This window comes from Plantactinospora sp. GCM10030261 (assembly GCF_042666615.1).
In the GTDB taxonomy this organism is placed as follows: Bacteria; Actinomycetota; Actinomycetes; order Mycobacteriales; family Micromonosporaceae; genus KBS50.
The window spans coordinates 72,627-90,675 of record NZ_JBHTDD010000015.1 but is presented as its reverse complement, the minus strand read 5'-3'; the positions used below and the strand labels follow the sequence as shown (position 1 = coordinate 90,675).

The following is an 18,049-nucleotide window of genomic DNA, read 5'->3' as shown; positions in this document are numbered from 1 at the left end:
GGTGCGGGCCTCGACCGGGCTCGGTGTCCGGTTGGCGGGGCTCGTCGGAGCCTGCCTGATCGCCGCGGGCGGATACGCCGCGGGAGCGCTACCCGGCGGGGCGGAGGGCAGCGCCGCCCGCGACGGAACCGCCGGTCCGGCGTACTGGCTGGGCCTGCTGGCCTGCGTCGTCGGCCTCGTGACGCTGTCGGTGGCCTGGTGGCGACTGCGGCCGGTGACGCGATCGGTGCGCTGGTTGTTGGTCACCGGCGCGCTGTGGGCGGCTCCGCTGCTCGTGGCGCCGCCGCTGGCCAGCCGGGACGTGTACGCGTACGCCTGCCAGGGTGCGCTGTGGCTCGATGGTGCCGACCCGTACGCGCAGGGGGTGGCGACCGGCGGCTGCGCGTGGGCGGCGGCGGTGCCGGAGTTGTGGCGGGAGACGCCAACCCCGTACGGGCCGCTGGCGGTGGCGCTCGCCGGGCTGGTGGTGGCCCTGGCTCGCGCCGTCACCGACTCGGTCGACGGTCAGTTGGTCGTGGCCGTCGGCCTGTTCCGGCTGGTGGCGCTCGGTGGTGGGCTGCTCGTCGCCGGTTGCCTTCCCCGACTGGCCCGGGTCGGCGGGGTCGATCCAGCGGTGGCGACCTGGCTCGGTCTGCTCAGCCCGCTGGTGGCTGTGCACCTCGTGGCGGGTGCGCACAACGACGGCCTGATGGTCGGCCTGGTGCTGGCCGCGCTGGCCCTCGCGGCCGGCGTCGTGACCCGTCCGGCGGCGGCCGGACGCCCGCTCACGGAAGCCGGACGCCCGCTCACGGGAGTCGACGTCCCGCTCACGGGGGCCGGTGTCCTGCTGGCCCTCGCCGTGGCGGTCAAGGTGACGGCACTGGTCGCGGTGCCGTTCGTGGTCCTGCTCGGTGCGGTCGGCCGCCGGTCCGCCGGTGCGGTCGGCCGCCGGTCCGCCGGTGCGGTCGCCCGGACGGCGGTGCCGGTGCTGGCCGCCGGACTCCTCGCGTTCACGGGACTGAGCCTGCTCACCGGGCTGGATCTGGGTTGGCTGGCGGCCCTGTCCGGCACCGGCCGGCTGGTGCAGTGGACCTCGCTGCCGACCGGGCTGGGGATGACGGCTGGCTACCTGCTGCGGATCGTCGGGCATCCGGAGGGCATGGCCGGTGCGGTGGCGGTGGCGCGGGGGATCGGCCTGGTGGTCCTGGTCGCCGTCGCGGTGGCGCTGCTGGTCCGGGCCGGGCTCGCCGCTGTGGGCCCGGCCGGGTCGGCGCCGGACACCGCTTACCGCGCCGGCGCGGCGCGGCGTCGGGTGGTGGCGACCTGCGGTGCGACCTTCGGCGCGCTCGCCGTGCTGTCTCCGGTCTTCTACCCGTGGTACGCCCTGACGGCGATCGCGGTCCTCGCCGCCGGGGTGGCGGACCGCCGTCCGGGCCGTTGGCTGGCCGGGGCGGCGGTGGGGCTCAGCTTCCTGGTGCTGCCCGACGGACTCGGTCTGGCCGTCCTGACCAAGCTGCCCGGGGCGTTGCTGGACACCGCCCTCGTGATCGGGCTGGTGGTGTGGGCGTGGCGACGCCGGAGAGAACCCGGGCCGGCTGGACGAGAAGCCAGCGAGCGATATACCGGAAAGGTATGACGATTGACCATGCCTCTCCGGTATATCGCCGCACCAGGTGTTGGCCGCCCGGAGCGTACCGCCGGATCACCGGGACCGGCCGGGGCGTTCCCAGCCCGCGGGCGAACCAGTAGCGGCATTAGCACGCCGGTGCGGGCGCCGGTGCGGGCGCAGGTCGACCCGGTCAGAAGCCGAGGGCCTGCGCCCGGCGCTTGACCTCGCGGGCCCGGTCACCACCGAGCGCCGCGGCCGGGGTCCCGGGCAGCGTGTCGTCGGACTCGTACAGCCAACCGAGCACCTCCTCGTCGTCGTACCCGGCGTCGCGGAGCAGCGTGAGGATGCCGGGCAGGTGCTTGAGCACCGTTCGGTTGGCCACCAGTTCGGCCGGGATCCGGCGGACGCCGTCGCGCGGGACCGCGAGCACCTGACCCTCCCGGATCATCTGGTGGACCTTGCTGATCGACACCTCCAGCCGATCGGCGACCTCCGGCAGGGTCAGCCAGTCGGTGGGCCGGCCCGCGGTCGGTTGGGCGCCGGTCGAACCCGAGTTGGCCCGGTCGGCGGACGCCGGACCCGGCCGGGCCCGGTCGGCGGCGGATACGAATTCACTCACCCGTTCACCCTCGCACGTCCCTGGCTGCCTGCGCCAACGCCATCGTGGTACTTGGTGGCGGCGGTGATATGAGATCGATGCCCGGCGACTGTGGCATCCTGTTCTGCCGTCCCCGTCGTAAGACATAGACTGCCTGCCGATGGACATTCAGGTCGCCGACACATTGCTGGGCTCGCTGGTCGACGGGCGCTACCGGATCCGCGCCCGGGTCGCCCGCGGCGGCATGGCGACGGTCTACACCGCCACGGACGAACGTCTCGAACGAACCGTCGCCCTGAAGATCATTCATTCCACGCCCGGTCCGGGCGAGGCGGGCCGGCTCGCCGGCTTCGTCGACCGATTCACGGACGAGGCCAAGACAATCGCCCGGCTGACCCACCCCAACGTGGTCGCCGTCTACGACCAGGGCAGCCACCACGGCCTGCCGTACCTGGTCATGGAGTACGTCCGTGGTCGCACCCTGCGCGACATCCTGTCCGACCGGCGGCGGCTGGATCCCGGCGAGGCGCTGGCCATCTTCGAGCAGATGCTCGCCGCCATCGCCGCGGCGCACCGGGCCGGCCTGGTACACCGGGACGTGAAGCCGGAGAACGTGCTGGTGGCCGAGGCCCCGAGCGGCGGCGCCGGCAACCTGGTGGACAGCGTGGTCAAGGTCGCCGACTTCGGTCTGGCCAGGGCCGTCGAGGCCAGCGCCGACGAGGACGCTGGCGGCAGGTTGATGGCAACCGTCGCGTACGTGGCGCCGGAGCTGGTCACCGACGGGCGGGCCGACCCGCGTACCGACGTCTACTCGGCCGGCGTCGTGCTGTTCGAGATGCTGACCGGTCGGGTGCCGTACGACGGCGAGCGGGCGGTCGACATCGCCTGGCAGCACGTCGACCGGGACGTACCGCCACCGTCGACGCTCGTACCCGGTCTGCCGTCGGCGCTGGACGACCTGGTCATCCGTGCCACCCGGCGGGATCCCGGCGCCCGGCCCACCGACGCGGGCGCCCTCCTGGCCGAGGTCCAGGTGGCGCGGGAGGATCTGGGCAGCGTCAACGCTGCGCAGACCGCGGTGCTCCGCCCGGTCGAGCAGCCGACGATGACCATCTCCGCTGTCCAGCCGGCCTCCCGACCGTCCTGGGCACGACTTCCCGAGCAGCAGCCGGACCGGCCCGCACGCGGTCGGCGCCGCCTCGACGGTGCCCCGGACCGCTCGCGCGGTGGGATGGTTGGTCTGTTCACCGATCCGGCCAACCGACGGACGGTCGTCGCCGTCGGCGTGGTGCTGGTGCTGCTACTCAGCCTCGGCGGCTGGTGGTTCGGGTTCGGCCGCTACACGGTCGCGCCGGAACTCACCGCGCTGCCCCGCGCGCAGGCCGAGGCCCGGGCCAACCAGGCCGGACTGACCATCGCGTACGGCACCCCGCGCTACGACGCCCAAGCGGCCAAGGACGTCGTCGTCGAGCAGGATCCGCCGGTCAGCGCCCGCATCGTCAAGGGCGGCACGGTCACCCTCGTGCTCAGCCTCGGCCCCGAACGCTTCCAGGTGCCCGACGTGACCGGGCAGAGCCTCGACCTGGCGCAGGGCAACCTCGAGAAGGCTGGGCTCGTGGTGGAGCGCGGGCCGGACCAGTTCAACGACAACCTGCCGGCAGGCGTGGTGATCGGTCTCAATCCGCAGGTCGGCACCGAGGTCAAACCGGGCACCAAGATTACGGTCGTGGTCAGCAAGGGGAAGGCTCCGCTGTCCGTGCCACGACTGGTCGGTAAGAACATCACCGAGGCCCGGACCTCGCTCTCCCAGCTCGGCCTGGTCTCCGTGGAGCAGTACGTCGACTCGGAGAAGCCCAAGGACGAGGTGATCGAGCAGAACCCGCCGGACGGCACCGGTGTGGAGAAGGGCGCCGAGGTCAAGCTCAAGGTCAGCAAGGGGCCACCGGCGATCACCGTCCCACGCGTGATCGACCTGCCCTGCCAACAGGCGCAACAGCTACTGCAGGGGCAGCAGCTCACGGCCCGGCTGGACATCAACCCGAACGGCACGGTGCGCTATCAGGTGCCGGCCGAGAACACCCAGGTGCCACCGGGTACGCAGATCGTCCTCGGATGTCTGTGACGCCGTCGACGCCGGGCGGCACGCCGGCTCCACCGGTCGCGCCGAGCCGGCGGGTCGGCTCGCACACGCCGACGGCGGGCGGGTTGGCCCGGTCGGCCCTCCCGTACGTCGACGCCGTGGGTTCCGAGGTCGTCCAGGTGTACGTGGGCAACTCCCGCGGCTGGGCGATGCCGGCCGGCGATCCGGCCCAGGACGCGGCCTTCCGCGAAGGCTGCGCCGAGCGGGACGTTCCCGTCTACATCCACGCCTCGTTGCTTGTTAATCTCGGTTCCCCGACGGCGGCCACGGTCCAGCGGTCGGCCGAGACGCTGGCGCACGGACTGCGCCGCGGGGCGGCGATCGGCGCCACCGGAGTGGTCTTCCATGCCGGCAGCGCGGTCGACGTGGAACGGGAGGCGGTGGCTCTGGCCCAGGTGCGCGAGGTCCTGCTGCCGCTGCTGGACGCCGCCGCGGCGGCGGGCAGCCCGCGGTTGCTGGTGGAGCCGAGTGCGGGCGGTGGGCGGTCGCTGGCAGCCCGGGTGGAACAGTTGGGCCCCTACCTGGACGCCGTGGACCGGCATCCGTGGCTGGGTGTCTGCTTCGACACCTGCCATGCCTGGTCGGCCGGGCACGACCTGGCCGCCGAGGGCGGGATGACCGCCACCCTCGACCTGCTGGTCGCCACGGTGGGCGCCGACCGGCTGCGTCTGGTGCACGCGAACGACTCCCGGGACCTGTGCGGATCGACGCGCGACCGGCACGAGTCCATCGGCAAGGGCACCATCGGCGAGCCGTCGTTCGCCGAACTGATGCGGCATCCGGCGACCGCCGGCGTGCCGGTGCTGGTGGAGACGCCGAGCGGGGAACGGAACGAGGGACATGCCGCCGATATCGCCACCCTCAAACGCCTCCGCCCCCAACCCTCCCCGCCGCCCCTCCCCCCCGCCCCTCCCCGTCGATCTAGGGCAGATGGTCGTGAGTTGATCTCCAATCACGACCATCTGCCCTAGATCGACGGGGAGGGGGTGCGGGGAGGGGGTGCGGGGTCAGCGGCGGAGGATGGTGGTGAGGGCGTCGACCGCGCGGTCGATGGCGGGGTCGTCGATGTCGAGGTGGGTGACCAGCCGCGCGGTCCGCGGGCCGAGCACCGAGATCAGCACCCCGGCGTCCCGCGCCGCGGCGGCCAGTTGAGGCGCGTCCAGCATCGTCTTGGTGAGATCCAGCGGGACGATGTTGGTGCGCACCGGGCCGGCCACCACACCGAACGGCGCCACCGCCTCCGCCAGCCGGGCGGCGCGGGCGTGGTCGTCGGCCAACCGGCTCAGGTGCTCGCGCAACGCGTACCGACCGGCGGCGGCCAGGATGCCCGCCTGGCGCATGCCCCCGCCCAGCCGCTTACGGATCCACCGTGCCCGGTCGATCTTGTCGGCACTACCGATCACCAGTGATCCGACCGGCGCGCCGAGCCCCTTGGAGAGGCATACCGACAGCGTGTCGAAGAGTTCGCCGTAACGGGCCAGCGGGACCCGATCGGCCACGTGGGCGTGCCAGATCCGCGCGCCGTCGCAGTGCAGCGCCACGCCGGCCCGGTCGGCGACCGCGCGTAGCTCGACCAGCGTGGCCAGCGGAATCACCGCTCCACCGGCCCGGTTGTGGGTCTGCTCGACGGCGATCGCACGGGTCGGCACCGCGTGGTAGCCGTCCGGCCGGAGCATCCCGGCGACCAGTTCCGGGTCCAGGTCCGCACCGGTCGCCGGCCAGGTCCGCGAGGAAATTCCGCCGTACGCGGCAGCGGCCCCCACCTCGTACGTCACGACGTGCGCGTCGGCGTCGCTGAGCAGTTCGTGGGCCGGCGGCACCACCAGTTGCAGGGCGATCTGGTTCGCCATCGATCCGCTCGGCGTGAACAGCGCCGCCTCGTGCCCGAACAGCCCGGCGACCTCGGCTTCCAGGGCCTGGACGGTGGGATCTTCGCCGTACACGTCATCGCCCACCTCGGCCCCGGCGATGGCGGCCCGCATTGCCGGCGTCGGCCGGGTGACCGTGTCGGAGCGGAGGTCGACGAGGTCAGCCACGGAGCATCTCCGCCACGAGGAAAGCCAGCTCCAGCGACTGCTGGGTGTTCAACCGCGGGTCACACGCGGTCTCGTAGCGGTCCGGCAGATCGAGATCCTCGATGCCCTGCGCCCCACCCAGACACTCGGTGACGTCCTCACCGGTCAGTTCCACGTGCAGGCCGCCCGGATGCGTCTCCAGGTTCCGGTGCACCTCGAAGTAGCCGAGCACCTCGTCGACGATCCGGTCGAAATGCCGGGTCTTGTAGCCGTTGGAGGACTCGTGGGTGTTGCCGTGCATCGGGTCGCACTGCCAGACGACCTTGGCGCCGGCAGCGGTCACCTTGGCCACGATCGGTGGCAACGCGTCGCGCACCTTGTGGTTGCCCATCCGGCTGATCAACGTGAGCCGACCCGGCACGTTGTCCGGGTTGAGCTTCTCGCACAACTCGATCGCCTGGTCCGGGCTGGTGGTCGGCCCCAACTTGACGCCGATCGGGTTGGCGATCCGGGAGATGAAGTCGATGTGCGCGCCGTCCAACTGCCGGGTCCGTTCGCCAACCCAGAGGAAGTGCCCGGACAGGCCGTACGCCCGGCCGCCGGAGACCCGGGTCAGCGCCCGGTCGTACTCCAGGGCGAGCGCCTCGTGCGAGCAGTACAGCGTGACGGTGCGCAGCGCCTCGTCGTCGCTCATCCCGCAGGCCCGCATGAATGCCAGGGCCCGGTCGATCTCCCGGGCGATCGCGTCGTACCGCTCGCCGGCCGGCGAGTTGCGGACGAAGCCCTTGTTCCAGTCGTGCACCGCGTGCAGGTCGGCGAGGCCACCGGCCAGGTAGGCGCGCAGCATGTTCATCGCCGAGGACGAGTTGGCGTACGCGCGGATCATGCGCTGCGGGTCGGCGACCCGGGCCTCCGGCGTCGCCTCCAGGGAATTGATCATGTCGCCGCGGTACGCCGGGAGACCCCGGGCGTCGGTCGGCAGTGAGCGCGGCTTGGTGTACTGCCCGGCAACGCGGGCCACCTTGACCACCGGCAGCGAGGCTCCGTACGTGAGCACCACCGCCATCTGGAGGAGGGTGCGGGCATTGGCCAGCAGATGGCTCTCGGTGTTGTCGGTGAACGTCTCGGCGCAGTCGCCGCCCTGCAACAGGAACGCCCTGCCCTCACAGACCAGGGCCAGCCGCTCGCGCAGCATGTCCACCTCGTAGGGGGCGACCACCGACGGCACGTTGTCGAGGATCTTGCACACCTCGTCGACGGCCTGCTGCTCGGGCCAGGGCGGGGTCTGCGCCCGTGGCAGGCTCCGCCACCGGTCCAGGCCGAGGGCTTCGTCCTCAGCGGAGGTGTCGGTGGGGCGGGTGGTTCGCAGTCCCGGGCTGCCGACGGCCGGGTAGCTCAGCTGATGCCACTCATGGCGCATGACAGAAAGCGTACGGCGAAGGGTACCGACCGCTGGCACCGAGGGTGACCGTTCCGGCTGTTGGGAGGCCGCAGGTCGGGGCACCGAGGACATGCCGGGCTCCGCGGGCCGCGACGCGGCGTGGGACGCCCGCCCGGGTCACGACGACGGCGACGGCGCACCGGTCGGGTTCGCTGCGCCGCCGGGCTCCGCCGGCCCGGGGCTCGACGCCTCCGCGTCCGGCGGTGCGGTCGCGTCGGACGCCGTCTCCTCCGCGATGCACCAGGCCCCGTCGACGGGGGTCACCACGAAGGCGATGCCCCGGGTGAACTGCTGCCTGCCGACGTCGGCCCGGATGACGGTGCTCACCCGTTGCCGCCCGCCGTCGGCGACGACCTCGGTTATCTGCGCGGAAGCGACCTTGAAGTGCCCGGCGAAGTCGCCGTTGGGGCCCTGGGCCGACTGGTCGAAACTCTCGTGCAGCGGCGCGCACAACTGGGCTCGGCCGGCTGCCCGGTCTTTGGTCAGCATCGCGTCGAGGTACGCCTGGACCGTGGTCCGCGCCTCCGCCGCGCCGTCCTCGGCCGGTTCCGCTCCGCCGGGGGCGCCACCGCCGGCGCCGCCACCGTCTCCGCCGACGCCGCAACCGGACAGCACGGCAGTGGAGAGGACGAGCGCGGCGGCGCGGGCAACCGATCGGGACAGACCAGCCACGGTCGGCTCTCCCTTCGGCGGTTCAGACTGATATCGCGGGCGAGTGTGCCACACGATCCGCCTGAACGGCCAGCCGCCAAGCCGACGGAAGGGCCGCTTATTACCGCTATGCGGTGGTAAGCGACCCTTCCTCACGCTATTGCGGCTCAGAGACCGCCCGCCATCGCGTTGATCAACTCGCCGTTGCCGGTGTCACCGGACAACTCCCAGAAGAAGGCGCCGCCCAGTCCCTGACCCACGGCGTACGACATCTTGCCGCGGATCGTCGCCGGGGTGTCGTAGCTCCACCAGTTGCTACCGCACCTGGCGTACGCCGTGCCGGCCACGGTGCCGGTCGCCGGGCAGGTGTTCCTGAGCACCTTGTAGTCGTCGACGCCCGCCTCGTAGGTGCCCGGCGCCGGTCCGGTGGCCGACCCGCCGGGCGCCGTCTGGGTCACGCCGGTCCATCCCCGGCCGTAGAAACCCACACCCAGCAGCAACTTGTTCGCCGGGACCCCCTTGGCTTTCAACTTCTGGATCGCCGCGTCCGCCCAGAACCCCTGTTGCGGAATTCCGGGATACGAGGTGAGCGGCGAGTGCGGCGCCGTGGGACCCTGCGGGCTGAACGCGCCGAAGTAGTCGTACGTCATCGGCATCAGCCAGTTCAGGTCGCGCGCCGCACCCGCGTAGTCGGTGGCGTCGATCTTGCCGCCGGTGCTGCCGTCGGCGGTGATCGCCGCGGTCACCAACGCCCCGGAGCCGAACCGGGCGCGTACCGCCCCGATCAGGTTCTTGAAGGCGTTCGGCCCGCTCGTGTCGCACTGGAGGCCGCACGCGTTCGGGTATTCCCAGTCGAGGTCGATGCCGTCGAAGACGTCCGCCCACCGCGGGTCCTCCACCACGGCGTGGCAGGATTCGGCGAAGGCCGCCGGGTTCTGCGCCGCCTGGGTGAAGCCGGCGGACCAGGTCCACCCGCCGAACGACCAGAGCACCTTGATGTGTGGATACATCCGCTTGAGCTTGCGGAGCTGGTTGATGTTGCCGCGGATCGGCTGGTCCCAGGTGTCCGCGACGCCGTCCACGCTGTCCGCCGCGGTGTACGCCTTGTCGTACGCGGCATAGCTGTCCCCCACGCTGCACCGCCCGCCGGTGGTGTTGCCGAAGGCGTACAGGATGTGGGTGAGCTTCCCGGCCGAACCGCTGGTGGCGATGTTCTTCACGTGGTAATTGCGACCGTAGACCCCCCACTCGGTGAAGTAGCCCACGAGCCGGTGCGAGCCCGGCGGGTCGGTCGGGGGCGGATCAGTGGGCGGCGGATCGGTGGGCGGTGGATCGGTGGGCGGTGGATCGGTCGGCGGCGCTCCGGTACCGCACGGCGCACCGTTGATCGTGCAGGTGACCGGCGCCCGGTACCCTCCCGAGCCGATGTACCCCCAGCTCACCGAGGCACCGGGACCGAGTGGACCGGCCCAGCTCTTCGGTACGGCGACGTAACGGTTCCCGTTACGGGTCACGTCGGCGTCCCAGGAACTGCTGATCGTGGTGCCCGCCGGCAGGTCGAACTCGATCCGCCAGGTGCCCAGCGGGCTTGTCGAACCGTTTGTCACCGTGACCCGGACCTCGTGTCCGGTCCCCCAGTCGCTGGCGGCGGCAAAGGTGGCGATGACGGTGCCGGCGGCGACGGCGGTCACCGGTACGGCGACGACGGCGAGTACGGCGGCCAGCGCCCCGGCCCACCAGGCGCGATGCGGAAGTCTTCGCATCGGCCACCTCCTAATAGTAAGGAAACCTTCCAATAGGTAGGTGCGACGGTACGGCCGAGTTCACCACATCGTCAAGATGGCAAATATGTCGATCAGCTTCAGCCAGACCGGGAGCGATGTCCGGCGATCGGCCGCGCCGGTCGGACCCTCGGCGATGCGCCGGGCCGGACTCGTGGACAAGGGGCCCATGCCCCGCCCATCAGCGGCGGCAAGGGCCCCTTCCCCGCAGGTCAGGTGCAGATGGTGCCGTTCAGGGTGAACATCGTCGGGACCGGGTTGGCGCCCCCGGTATACACCCCGTTGAAGCCGATCGTGACGGACTCCCCGGGTGCCAGTCGGCCGTTCCAACTCGTACTGTCGGCGGTGACCCGGGTGCCCTGCTGGGACCACGTCGCCGACCAGCCCTGGACGATCCGTTGGCCGACGGTCGGGAAGTCGAACTCCAGCCGCCAACTGAGCATGTCCGACGGTCCGGGATTGGTGATGGTGATCGACCCGGTGAACCCGCCGGGCCAGCTCGCCGGCATCGCGTACGACACCCGGCAGCCACCACCCGGCGCCGCCGCCGTGCGGACGGCCAGGTCAGCCGACGGCGACGAGACGTTCCCGGCGGCATCCCGGGCCGTGACGAAGAAGGTGTACGGCGTGTTCGGGGTCAACCCGGTGACGGTGTACGACGTGCCGGACGCCGTGCCCACCCGGACGCTTGACGAGCCGTCCCGGCGGTGCACGTCATAGCCGGTGACACCGACGTTGTCGGTGGCCGCCGGCCAGGACAGCGGAACCGTGGTGGTGGTGACCGATCCGGCCACCGGCCTACCGGGGGCGCTCGGTGGCGTGTCGTCGTCGTTCACGGGACCGACCGGCAGCACCAGGTGGGTGATGGAGTCGGCCGGGAAGGTGGCGGTGAACCCACCGCCGGGGCTCACCGGCTGGTCGGGCTGCCGGACGACCCCGCTCAGGTCGGCGGGGCTGTACCGGTAGACCTGGGCGGCACTCGGGTGCGTCGACCGGCCGGCCACCGAGACCGGGCTGGTCAGATCGGTGCCGGACTTGTTCACCACGACCAGGGTGAGCGCCTTGTCGGACGTCCGCTCGGCCGCGTACACGGCCAGTTTCTCCTGGTCGGCACTGGTGGCCCGGACGGCGGTCTCACCGAACGCGCCGCCGGAGCCGTCGTAGTTCCGGTAGATCCGGAACGCGTGCGCCACCGGCTGGTCCGGCTCGGGTGCGGTCCACAACGCGGCCATGTCCAGTCCCTCACGACCGAAGATGCCGAGCACGTCGGCCTGCGCGAGGGCGCCGTTGATGTGGTCGTACGCCCCCCAGTTGTACTCGGTGATCGCGGTCTTCGTACCGGGGTAGTGCTGTGTCACCAGGTCCCGCATCCGCGGGATCATGCGGACCGGCGAGTTGATCCAGCTCTCGTCGACGTAGGTCGGATCCCACAGCTGGCGGGTGGAGCGCAGTCGCAGCGCCTGGGTGGCGGCGTCCCCCGCGTCGCCGAACGGGACCCCGCTCTGCTGCGGGTAGATGTGGATGTCGAAGTAGTCCAGGATCCGGGTGCCGTGCTGCTGCTCGTACGCCCGCATCTGGTCGAGGTACCACGGGCCGAGGTCGACGCCGCCGTGCGCGGCCTTGTCGGGCGGGTTGCTCCAGCATCCGGTACGGCCGCAGACGTCCTGGTCGAGGCCGGAGTAGATGATGGAGTTCAGGCCCCAGCCGACCGGTCCGAGGGTCTTGGCCTCCGGGTCGGCCCGCTTGATCGCGGCGGCGTACTCGTACGTCCGGTCCCGCAGTTCGTCGTAGCCCAGGCCGGTCGGTCGGACGTCGCGGTGGGTCGAGTGCCAGAGGTCGGGCTCGTTGTCCAGGGCGAAGTAGCGCACCCCGCCGTTCGCCGCGGTGCCGTACCGGTCCTGGAGGTGGGCGATCCAGTCGGTGACGAAGTCGGGGCCGATCTCGACGCTGGTGTCGTGCGGGTCGTTGCCGGTGATCAGCGTCCCGTCCGGCCGCTTGCCGTTGCCGCAGTCGGGCGCCCACGGGTCGGTGGACTCCTGGGGGCCGTACTTGGCGACGCTGAAGCCGCACGCCTTGGCCCGTTCCTTCGGCGTCCAGCCGATCAGCGGCATGGTCAGGATGGTCTGCGTGCCGGTGCGGACGTTCTGGTCGACGAACCGGTCCGGCTCGGAACCGTCGGGCAACTGCGACGGGTCGGGGGTGTCGGCGGGGATGTTCTCGAAGTACCAGTCGTGGGCCCGGTTGCTGGTGTCGGTCCGCCAGTTGAACCGGGTGGTGGCGTTGCCGCCCCACCGGTGCACCGGCAGCCGCAGGTCCCGAGCCAGTTCCTCGCCGGCGAAGTTCATGCCGTAGATGTCAGGGCTGATGGCGTGCCGACCGGCCGTCACGTCGACGGCCAGTGCCGGACCGGGGTCGGCCACCACCGCGGCGGGACCCGGTCCGGCCGCCACGGCCGCGGGCGGGACGACGGCGCCCGCCGCGCCGACCAGGAGAATCGTCAGGACAGTTCGTCGATGGCGCACAGCAGCTTCCCTTCGGGATCGGGGAGCCATGGGAGCGCTTCCGCCAGGATGCCCAAGACATCGTCGTACGTCAACGTCCATGGACCGCCGGCGGGTCTCCGAGAGCCCGGACCGCCAGTTCCAGCGGATAGCCGGACTCACCGGCCCCCGGCGGGTTCGGTTGGTAGACGCCCGGCCCGTAGAGCACGCCCACGCCGGCGGCGGCCAACTCGCCGAGACTGCGGACGAACGCGGGATGCGCGGCAAGGGCCGTGTTCACCGCCGGCGCCACCACGACCGGCACTCCCCGGCCGATGCCCTCCGCCACCAACGCCAGCGCCAGCGTGTCACCCATCCCGGCCGCGAGTTTGTTCACCGTGTTGAAGGTGGCCGGGCAGACCAGCACCCCAGCCGGGTCGGGCACCGTCTTCGGCTCGTCCGGTCGCCGGAACTCGTGCCGGACCGGTTGCCCGGTCGCCGCCTCGACCGCCGGGACGTCGAGGAACCGGAGCCCGTACGGAGTGGCGATGGGAATCACCGACCATCCGGCTGCCCGGGCCAGACCGACCAGTTCGGCGGTCCGGGCGGCCCGGGGACTCCCGCAGACGACGAGATGCAGGACCGGCCGGCGGCCAGATTCCGTCATGACCCGGCAGGGTACTTCACGCGCCAACGCGACCTCCCTCACCCGATCCAGTGACGGCTGAGTCGGGAATCGGTCAACCGGCTCCGCTCGGCTTGCGCGGCAGTCCGATCAACGGGACTCTGTGCATTTGCCGGTGGGGCGATGGCCCCGTCGGCCGAGGTCGACGGCAGGAGGCGGCATGACGGCAGCAGGCGGCATGTCCTTTTCCCGATCCACGAACCGGCGCCGGCTGGCGGCCCTTCTCGGCGCCGCGCTGCTCGCGGCCGGTGGCACCCTGGCCCTGCCCGGACCCGCGCGGGCAGCCACCGCCGGGCAGGCAGCCACCGCCGGGCAGGCGGCTCCCGTCGGGTACGTCCGGCTGGCCCACCTGTCCCCGGACACCCCCGCCGTCGACGTCTATCTGGGCGCCGCCGCCAAGGACGCGAAACAGCAGAAGTTCGAGGCGGTCGGCTACGGCCAGCTGTCGAACTACCAGCCGATGTCGCCCGGCCGGTACGCGGTCGCGATGCGCAAGGCGGGCGCCCCGGCCAGCGATCCCCCGGTGCTCACCACCGAGGTGTCGGTGACCGCCGGACAGGCGTACACAGTGGCCGGCGTCGGCCGGTACGCAGATCTTGGACTGCGGGTCCTCGACGACGACCTGAGCCGACCACCGGCCGGGCAGGCCAAGGTCCGCGTCGTTCAGGCGTCGGTGCGGGCCCCGGTGCTCGACGTCGCCACCCAGGACGGCCCCGTCATCGCCACCGGTGTCCAGTTCGCCACCACCACCTCGTACGCGGCGGTGCGGCCGGGCAACTGGCGGCTGCGCCTCGCTCCGCCCGGCGCCCAGGCCACCATGTCCGACGTCTCGCTCGCCGACGGCACCGTCTACTCGCTGCTCGTGCTCGACGCCAAGCAGGGCGGGCTGACCACCGAGCTGCGGGTCGACGCCCGAGGCGGCAGCGTCGTCCCGGCGGGTGGGGTGGAGACCGGAGGCGGCGGCATGGCCGCGGCCGACGACCCGTACCCGCCGCTGCTGGTGGGTGCGGTGGGAGTGCTCGTGGTCGGGCTCGCGCTCGGCGCGGTGGTCGGACTCCGGCGCGGCGGGCTCCGGCGCCGGGCACGGCTGTCCGGGTGAGCGGGTTGGTCCGGTCCCGGCCCGACCGGATCCGACCGGTCTCCCTGGCGGTCGGCGCGGCCGGCCTGCTCCTCTGCGTGGCCACCGGCACCGGGCTCGGCGTGGCCGGCGTACCAGAAGCCGCTCCCCCGGCGGTCTGGCAGCCGGCCTGCGTGGCGATGTGCGAACCGGGCATCGCCCAGTCGACCGGTGTCGGTGGCCACCGGGCCGGGCCGCCCCAGCGGGTCCGCGTCCCCCGGCTCGGTGTGGACTCACCGCTCGCGCCGCTCGGCCTGGACGGGACCGGCCGGCTGGTCCCGCCCGCCGCCTACGACCAGGCCGGCTGGTACGCGGGCGGCCCGGTCCCCGGCGCGACCGGACCGGCCATCATCGCGGGGCACCTCGACTCGCTTTCCGGGCCCGCCGTGTTCGCCCGAATCGACGAGCTGCGCGGCGGCGACGTGATCGAGGTTCACGGTGCGACCGGCTCGATCTCCTTCCGGGTCACCGCCGTCGAGCGGTACGCCAAGGAGTCCTTCGGCACCGACGCGGTGTACGGCCCGACGCCCGGCCCCGAACTGCGTCTGGTCACCTGCGGTGGCACCTTCGACGAGCGGACCCGACACTACCGGGACAACGTGGTGGTGTTCGCGGTCGCCGAGTCAGCGGCCCCGGTCTTCCCGCCCTCCGCCGCTGGCTGAGCCGCGTTCGCCCGCCGATCCCGCGTTCGTCGGCTGGTTCCGCCCGCCGGGCGTCGACGGCGGGCGGGATGCCGCCGGTTCTGCCAGCCGGCTCACTCGTTCTGGGCGGCCAACTCCCGGGCCCGGTCCCGGGCGGCCTCCAGGGCGGCCAGCAACGCGGCCCGTACCCCGTGGTTCTCCAGCTCGCGCACCGCGGAGATGGTGGTCCCGGCGGGCGACGTCACCGCCTCCCGCAGCTTCACCGGGTGCTCGCCCGAATCGCGCAACATGATCGCCGAGCCGATGGCGGTCTGCACGATCAGGTCGTGGGCCACCTGCCGGGGCAGTCCCAGCAGGATGCCGGCATCCGTCATAGCCTCCACCAGCAGGTAGAAATACGCCGGTCCGGAACCGGAGAGCGCGGTGACCGCGTCCTGCTGCGACTCGGGCACCCGGATGGTGGCACCGAGCGGGGTGAACATCTCCTCGGCCAGCGCCAGGTGTTCCGCGGTCGCGTGCGGGCCGGCGGAGATCGCGGTCATCGCCTGGTCCACCAGGGCCGGGGTGTTGGTCATGACGCGCACCACCGGAGTCCCCTCCGGCAGCCGGCGGTTGAAGAAGCTCGTCGGCAGGCCGGCACACAGCGAGATCACCAGCTTGTCCGCCGGCACCTTCGGGCCGATCTCGGCCAGCAACGCGCCGGCGTCCTGCGGCTTGACCGCCACGGCCAGCGCGTCCGCGTCCAGCACCGCGGTGACGTTGTCGACCATCCGTACGCCGTAGCGGGTGGTCAGCTCGGCGGCCCGGTCCGCCCGCCGGGCCGTGGCCAGCAGCTTGCCCGCGGGCCAGCCCGCCCGCAGCAATCCGGACAGGACCAGCTCGCCGATCTTGCCAGCACCGATCACCGCGACCGTGTGCTTCCCCGGCGCCATCGCTCCCCCTCCCAGTACCCCTCCCACCGCGCCGTCCCCTCCCCCGCCAGCCCCTCCCCCGCGACGCCCTCCCCCGCGATCTAGGGCAGATGGCCGCTCTTTGATCTCCAATCGCAACCATCTGCCCTAGATCAACGCGGAATAGCCCGGAGGGGCGACGGCGTCAGCTGCCGAAGAAGACCTCGGCCTCGGTGTACCGCTCCAGCGGAACCGTCTTCAGCTCCCGGGTCGCCTCGGCGAGCGGCACCCGGACGATGTCGGTGCCCTGCATGGCGACCATCTTGCCCCAGTCGCCGTCATTGGCGGCGTCGATCGCGTGCAGACCGAGCCGGGTCGCGAGGACCCGGTCGAAGGCGGTCGGGGTCCCCCCGCGCTGGATGTGCCCCAGCACCACGGTCCGCGCCTCCTTGCCGGTCCGCTGCTCGATCTCGCCGGCCAGCCACTGCCCGATGCCACCCAGCCGGACGTGACCGAACGCGTCCAGTTCCTGGTTGTGCAGCACCATCTGACCTTCGAGCGGATGGGCGCCCTCGGCGACGACCACGATCGGGGCGTACTGGTGCTGGAACCGCTTCTCGACGTAGCCGGCCACCTGCTCCACATCGAACTGCCGCTCGGGCAGCAGGATCACGTTGGCGCCACCGGCCAGCCCGGCGTGCAGCGCGATCCAGCCGGCGTGCCGGCCCATCACCTCCACCACCAGGGTGCGGTGGTGGCTCTCGGCGGTGGTGTGCAGCCGATCGATCGCCTCCATCGCGATGTTCACGGCGGTGTCGAAGCCGAACGTGTAGTCGGTAGCGCTGAGGTCGTTGTCGATGGTCTTCGGTACGCCGACCACCCGTACGCCCAACTCGTGCAACTTGGTCGCCACCCCCAGCGTGTCCTCGCCACCGATCGCCACCAGCGCGTCCACGCCCTGCCCGGCGAGGTTGTCCTTGATCCGTTCAACCCCGCCATCGATCTTGAACGGATTGGTCCGGGAGGAACCGAGAATCGTGCCGCCCCGGGGCAGGATGCCGCGGACCTCGGCGATGCCGAGCGGGCGACTCACCCCCTCCAGGGGCCCGCGCCAGCCATCCTGGAAGCCCACGAACTCGTGGCCGTAGTTGGATACCCCCTTGCGGACCACCGCCCGAATCACCGCGTTCAGGCCGGGGCAGTCCCCGCCGCCGGTCAGCACGCCGATACGCATCAGCCGCTCGCCTCCTGGAGCCTCGAAGTAGCCCATCGAGCCCCAGGGTCGTAGTCAGGTCAGACCGCGGCGTCGTTGCCGGCCCGGGGCGGGCCGTCACTCACCGCGCACTCTACCGGCTGGCCGGCCAGAGCCCCCACCGGCGGGCCGTCACTCACCGCGCACTCTACCGGCTGGCCGGCCAGAGCCCCCACCGGCGGGCCGACACCCACTGGGCGGCCGGCTTCCTGATCTCGTACGTCAGAAGCTGACCTCGCGGTTCTCCCCGCCCTCCGGGCGATCACCGGTGACTGCCGCCTTGGCGTAGCCGAGCAGGGTGATCACCTTGCCGTTGGGTGAGTTCCAGTACTCTGCCGAGCTTGCCCGCACCCGCAGCAGGGTCAGGCTCGGAGTGTCGAGCCCGTCCGGAAACCAGGCCTTGAGCAGCGGATTCCACAACTGTTCGGCCTTGGCCCGGTCGTACGCCTGCTCTGCGGTTCCCGAGATGGACACCCAGGCGTTGTTCTTCTGGTCGGCGAACGCGACGTTGACCTGCGGATTGCGCTCGACCTGGTGAACCTTCGCGGAGTCGGCGTCGGCGAAGAACCACAGCTCTCCGTCGAACTCAGCCTCCTGCAGGCCCATCGGCCGGCTCACCTGTCGACCGTCGGCCGTCGTGGTGGTCAGCATGCAGATCTTCGCGTCCCGGATCAGCCGGGTCACCGTGTCACGGGCCTCGGCGTCGGTCTTCGGTTCGTGGCTCATGGGTCCCCTCTCGATGGCGTCCTCCCGACCCATGCCCCCGGGAT

The 18,049-nt window shown here is 71.9% G+C and carries 14 protein-coding genes and 1 pseudogene; 5 read left to right on the top strand and 10 right to left on the bottom strand.

Annotated elements, in window-relative coordinates; all coding sequences use genetic code 11:
* The first annotated feature begins 1 nt into the window (after nt 1).
* A complete protein-coding gene (gene mptB, locus ACFQUZ_RS18925; RefSeq protein ID WP_377443895.1) occupies nt 2-1,615 on the top strand; it encodes a polyprenol phosphomannose-dependent alpha 1,6 mannosyltransferase MptB in 1,614 nt (537 codons plus the stop codon).
* 163 nt (nt 1,616-1,778) lie between these two features.
* Here mptB and ACFQUZ_RS18920 read toward each other — a convergent pair whose 3' ends face one another.
* Entirely contained in the window at nt 1,779-2,093 is a 315-nt protein-coding gene (locus ACFQUZ_RS18920) for an Rv2175c family DNA-binding protein (RefSeq protein ID WP_377444041.1), read from the bottom strand.
* Nucleotides 2,094-2,346: 253 nt separating this feature from the next.
* Here ACFQUZ_RS18920 and pknB point away from each other — a divergent pair, with 253 nt between their 5' ends.
* Nucleotides 2,347-4,308 carry a Stk1 family PASTA domain-containing Ser/Thr kinase gene (gene pknB / locus ACFQUZ_RS18915; protein WP_377443893.1) on the top strand — a complete coding sequence of 654 codons (1,962 nt, stop codon included), beginning with the start codon at nt 2,347-2,349 and terminating at the stop codon, nt 4,306-4,308.
* Nucleotides 4,299-5,201: pseudogene (locus ACFQUZ_RS18910) on the top strand (deoxyribonuclease IV); the annotation flags it as partial. The gene pknB and the pseudogene ACFQUZ_RS18910, both read left to right, overlap by 10 nt.
* 132 nt (nt 5,202-5,333) lie before the next feature.
* On the opposite strand, the gene ACFQUZ_RS18905 reads toward ACFQUZ_RS18910, so the two are convergent.
* The 6 genes from ACFQUZ_RS18905 to ACFQUZ_RS18880 all read right to left on the bottom strand — a co-directional run bounded on the left by ACFQUZ_RS18905 (nt 5,334) and on the right by ACFQUZ_RS18880 (nt 13,361).
* Entirely contained in the window at nt 5,334-6,362 is a 1,029-nt protein-coding gene (locus ACFQUZ_RS18905; RefSeq protein ID WP_377443891.1) for a threonine aldolase family protein, read from the bottom strand.
* Nucleotides 6,355-7,761, bottom strand: coding sequence for a class II 3-deoxy-7-phosphoheptulonate synthase (locus ACFQUZ_RS18900; RefSeq protein ID WP_377443889.1), 1,407 nt, complete (start codon nt 7,759-7,761; stop codon nt 6,355-6,357). The genes ACFQUZ_RS18905 and ACFQUZ_RS18900 overlap by 8 nt, the downstream gene beginning before the upstream one ends.
* 138 nt (nt 7,762-7,899) lie before the next feature.
* Nucleotides 7,900-8,454: a hypothetical protein gene (locus ACFQUZ_RS18895; RefSeq protein WP_377443887.1), complete on the bottom strand. Its 555-nt coding sequence runs from the start codon at nt 8,452-8,454 to the stop codon at nt 7,900-7,902.
* 146 nt (nt 8,455-8,600) lie between these two features.
* The gene (locus ACFQUZ_RS18890; RefSeq protein WP_377443885.1) at nt 8,601-10,196 is read right to left on the bottom strand and encodes a glycosyl hydrolase family 18 protein; all 1,596 of its coding nucleotides are present in this window, start codon (nt 10,194-10,196) and stop codon (nt 8,601-8,603) included.
* 230 nt (nt 10,197-10,426) lie between these two features.
* Nucleotides 10,427-12,736 carry a glycoside hydrolase family 44 protein gene (locus ACFQUZ_RS18885; protein WP_377443883.1) on the bottom strand — a complete coding sequence of 770 codons (2,310 nt, stop codon included), beginning with the start codon at nt 12,734-12,736 and terminating at the stop codon, nt 10,427-10,429.
* 70 nt (nt 12,737-12,806) lie between these two features.
* Complete coding sequence (locus ACFQUZ_RS18880; RefSeq protein ID WP_377443881.1) at nt 12,807-13,361, bottom strand: flavoprotein; 555 nt, start codon at nt 13,359-13,361, stop codon at nt 12,807-12,809.
* A gap of 178 nt (nt 13,362-13,539) precedes the next feature.
* On the opposite strand from ACFQUZ_RS18880, the gene ACFQUZ_RS18875 reads away from it, so the two are divergent.
* Entirely contained in the window at nt 13,540-14,478 is a 939-nt protein-coding gene (locus ACFQUZ_RS18875; protein ID WP_377443879.1) for a DUF4397 domain-containing protein, read from the top strand.
* A complete protein-coding gene (locus ACFQUZ_RS18870; RefSeq protein WP_377443877.1) occupies nt 14,475-15,158 on the top strand; it encodes a class F sortase in 684 nt (227 codons plus the stop codon). Before ACFQUZ_RS18875 ends, ACFQUZ_RS18870 begins: the two co-directional genes overlap by 4 nt.
* Nucleotides 15,159-15,250: 92 nt before the next feature.
* On the opposite strand, the gene proC is transcribed toward ACFQUZ_RS18870, so the two are convergent.
* The 3 genes from proC to ACFQUZ_RS18855 form a co-directional block, all read right to left on the bottom strand.
* Nucleotides 15,251-16,069 (bottom strand): pyrroline-5-carboxylate reductase, encoded by an 819-nt coding sequence (proC, locus tag ACFQUZ_RS18865; protein WP_377443876.1) that lies wholly within the window; start codon nt 16,067-16,069, stop codon nt 15,251-15,253.
* 163 nt (nt 16,070-16,232) lie between these two features.
* Entirely contained in the window at nt 16,233-17,261 is a 1,029-nt protein-coding gene (locus tag ACFQUZ_RS18860; RefSeq protein WP_377444040.1) for a 6-phosphofructokinase, read from the bottom strand.
* Between the two features lie 240 nt (nt 17,262-17,501).
* The gene (locus ACFQUZ_RS18855; RefSeq protein ID WP_377443874.1) at nt 17,502-18,005 is read right to left on the bottom strand and encodes a pyridoxamine 5'-phosphate oxidase family protein; all 504 of its coding nucleotides are present in this window, start codon (nt 18,003-18,005) and stop codon (nt 17,502-17,504) included.
* Between the last annotated feature and the right edge of the window lie 44 nt (nt 18,006-18,049).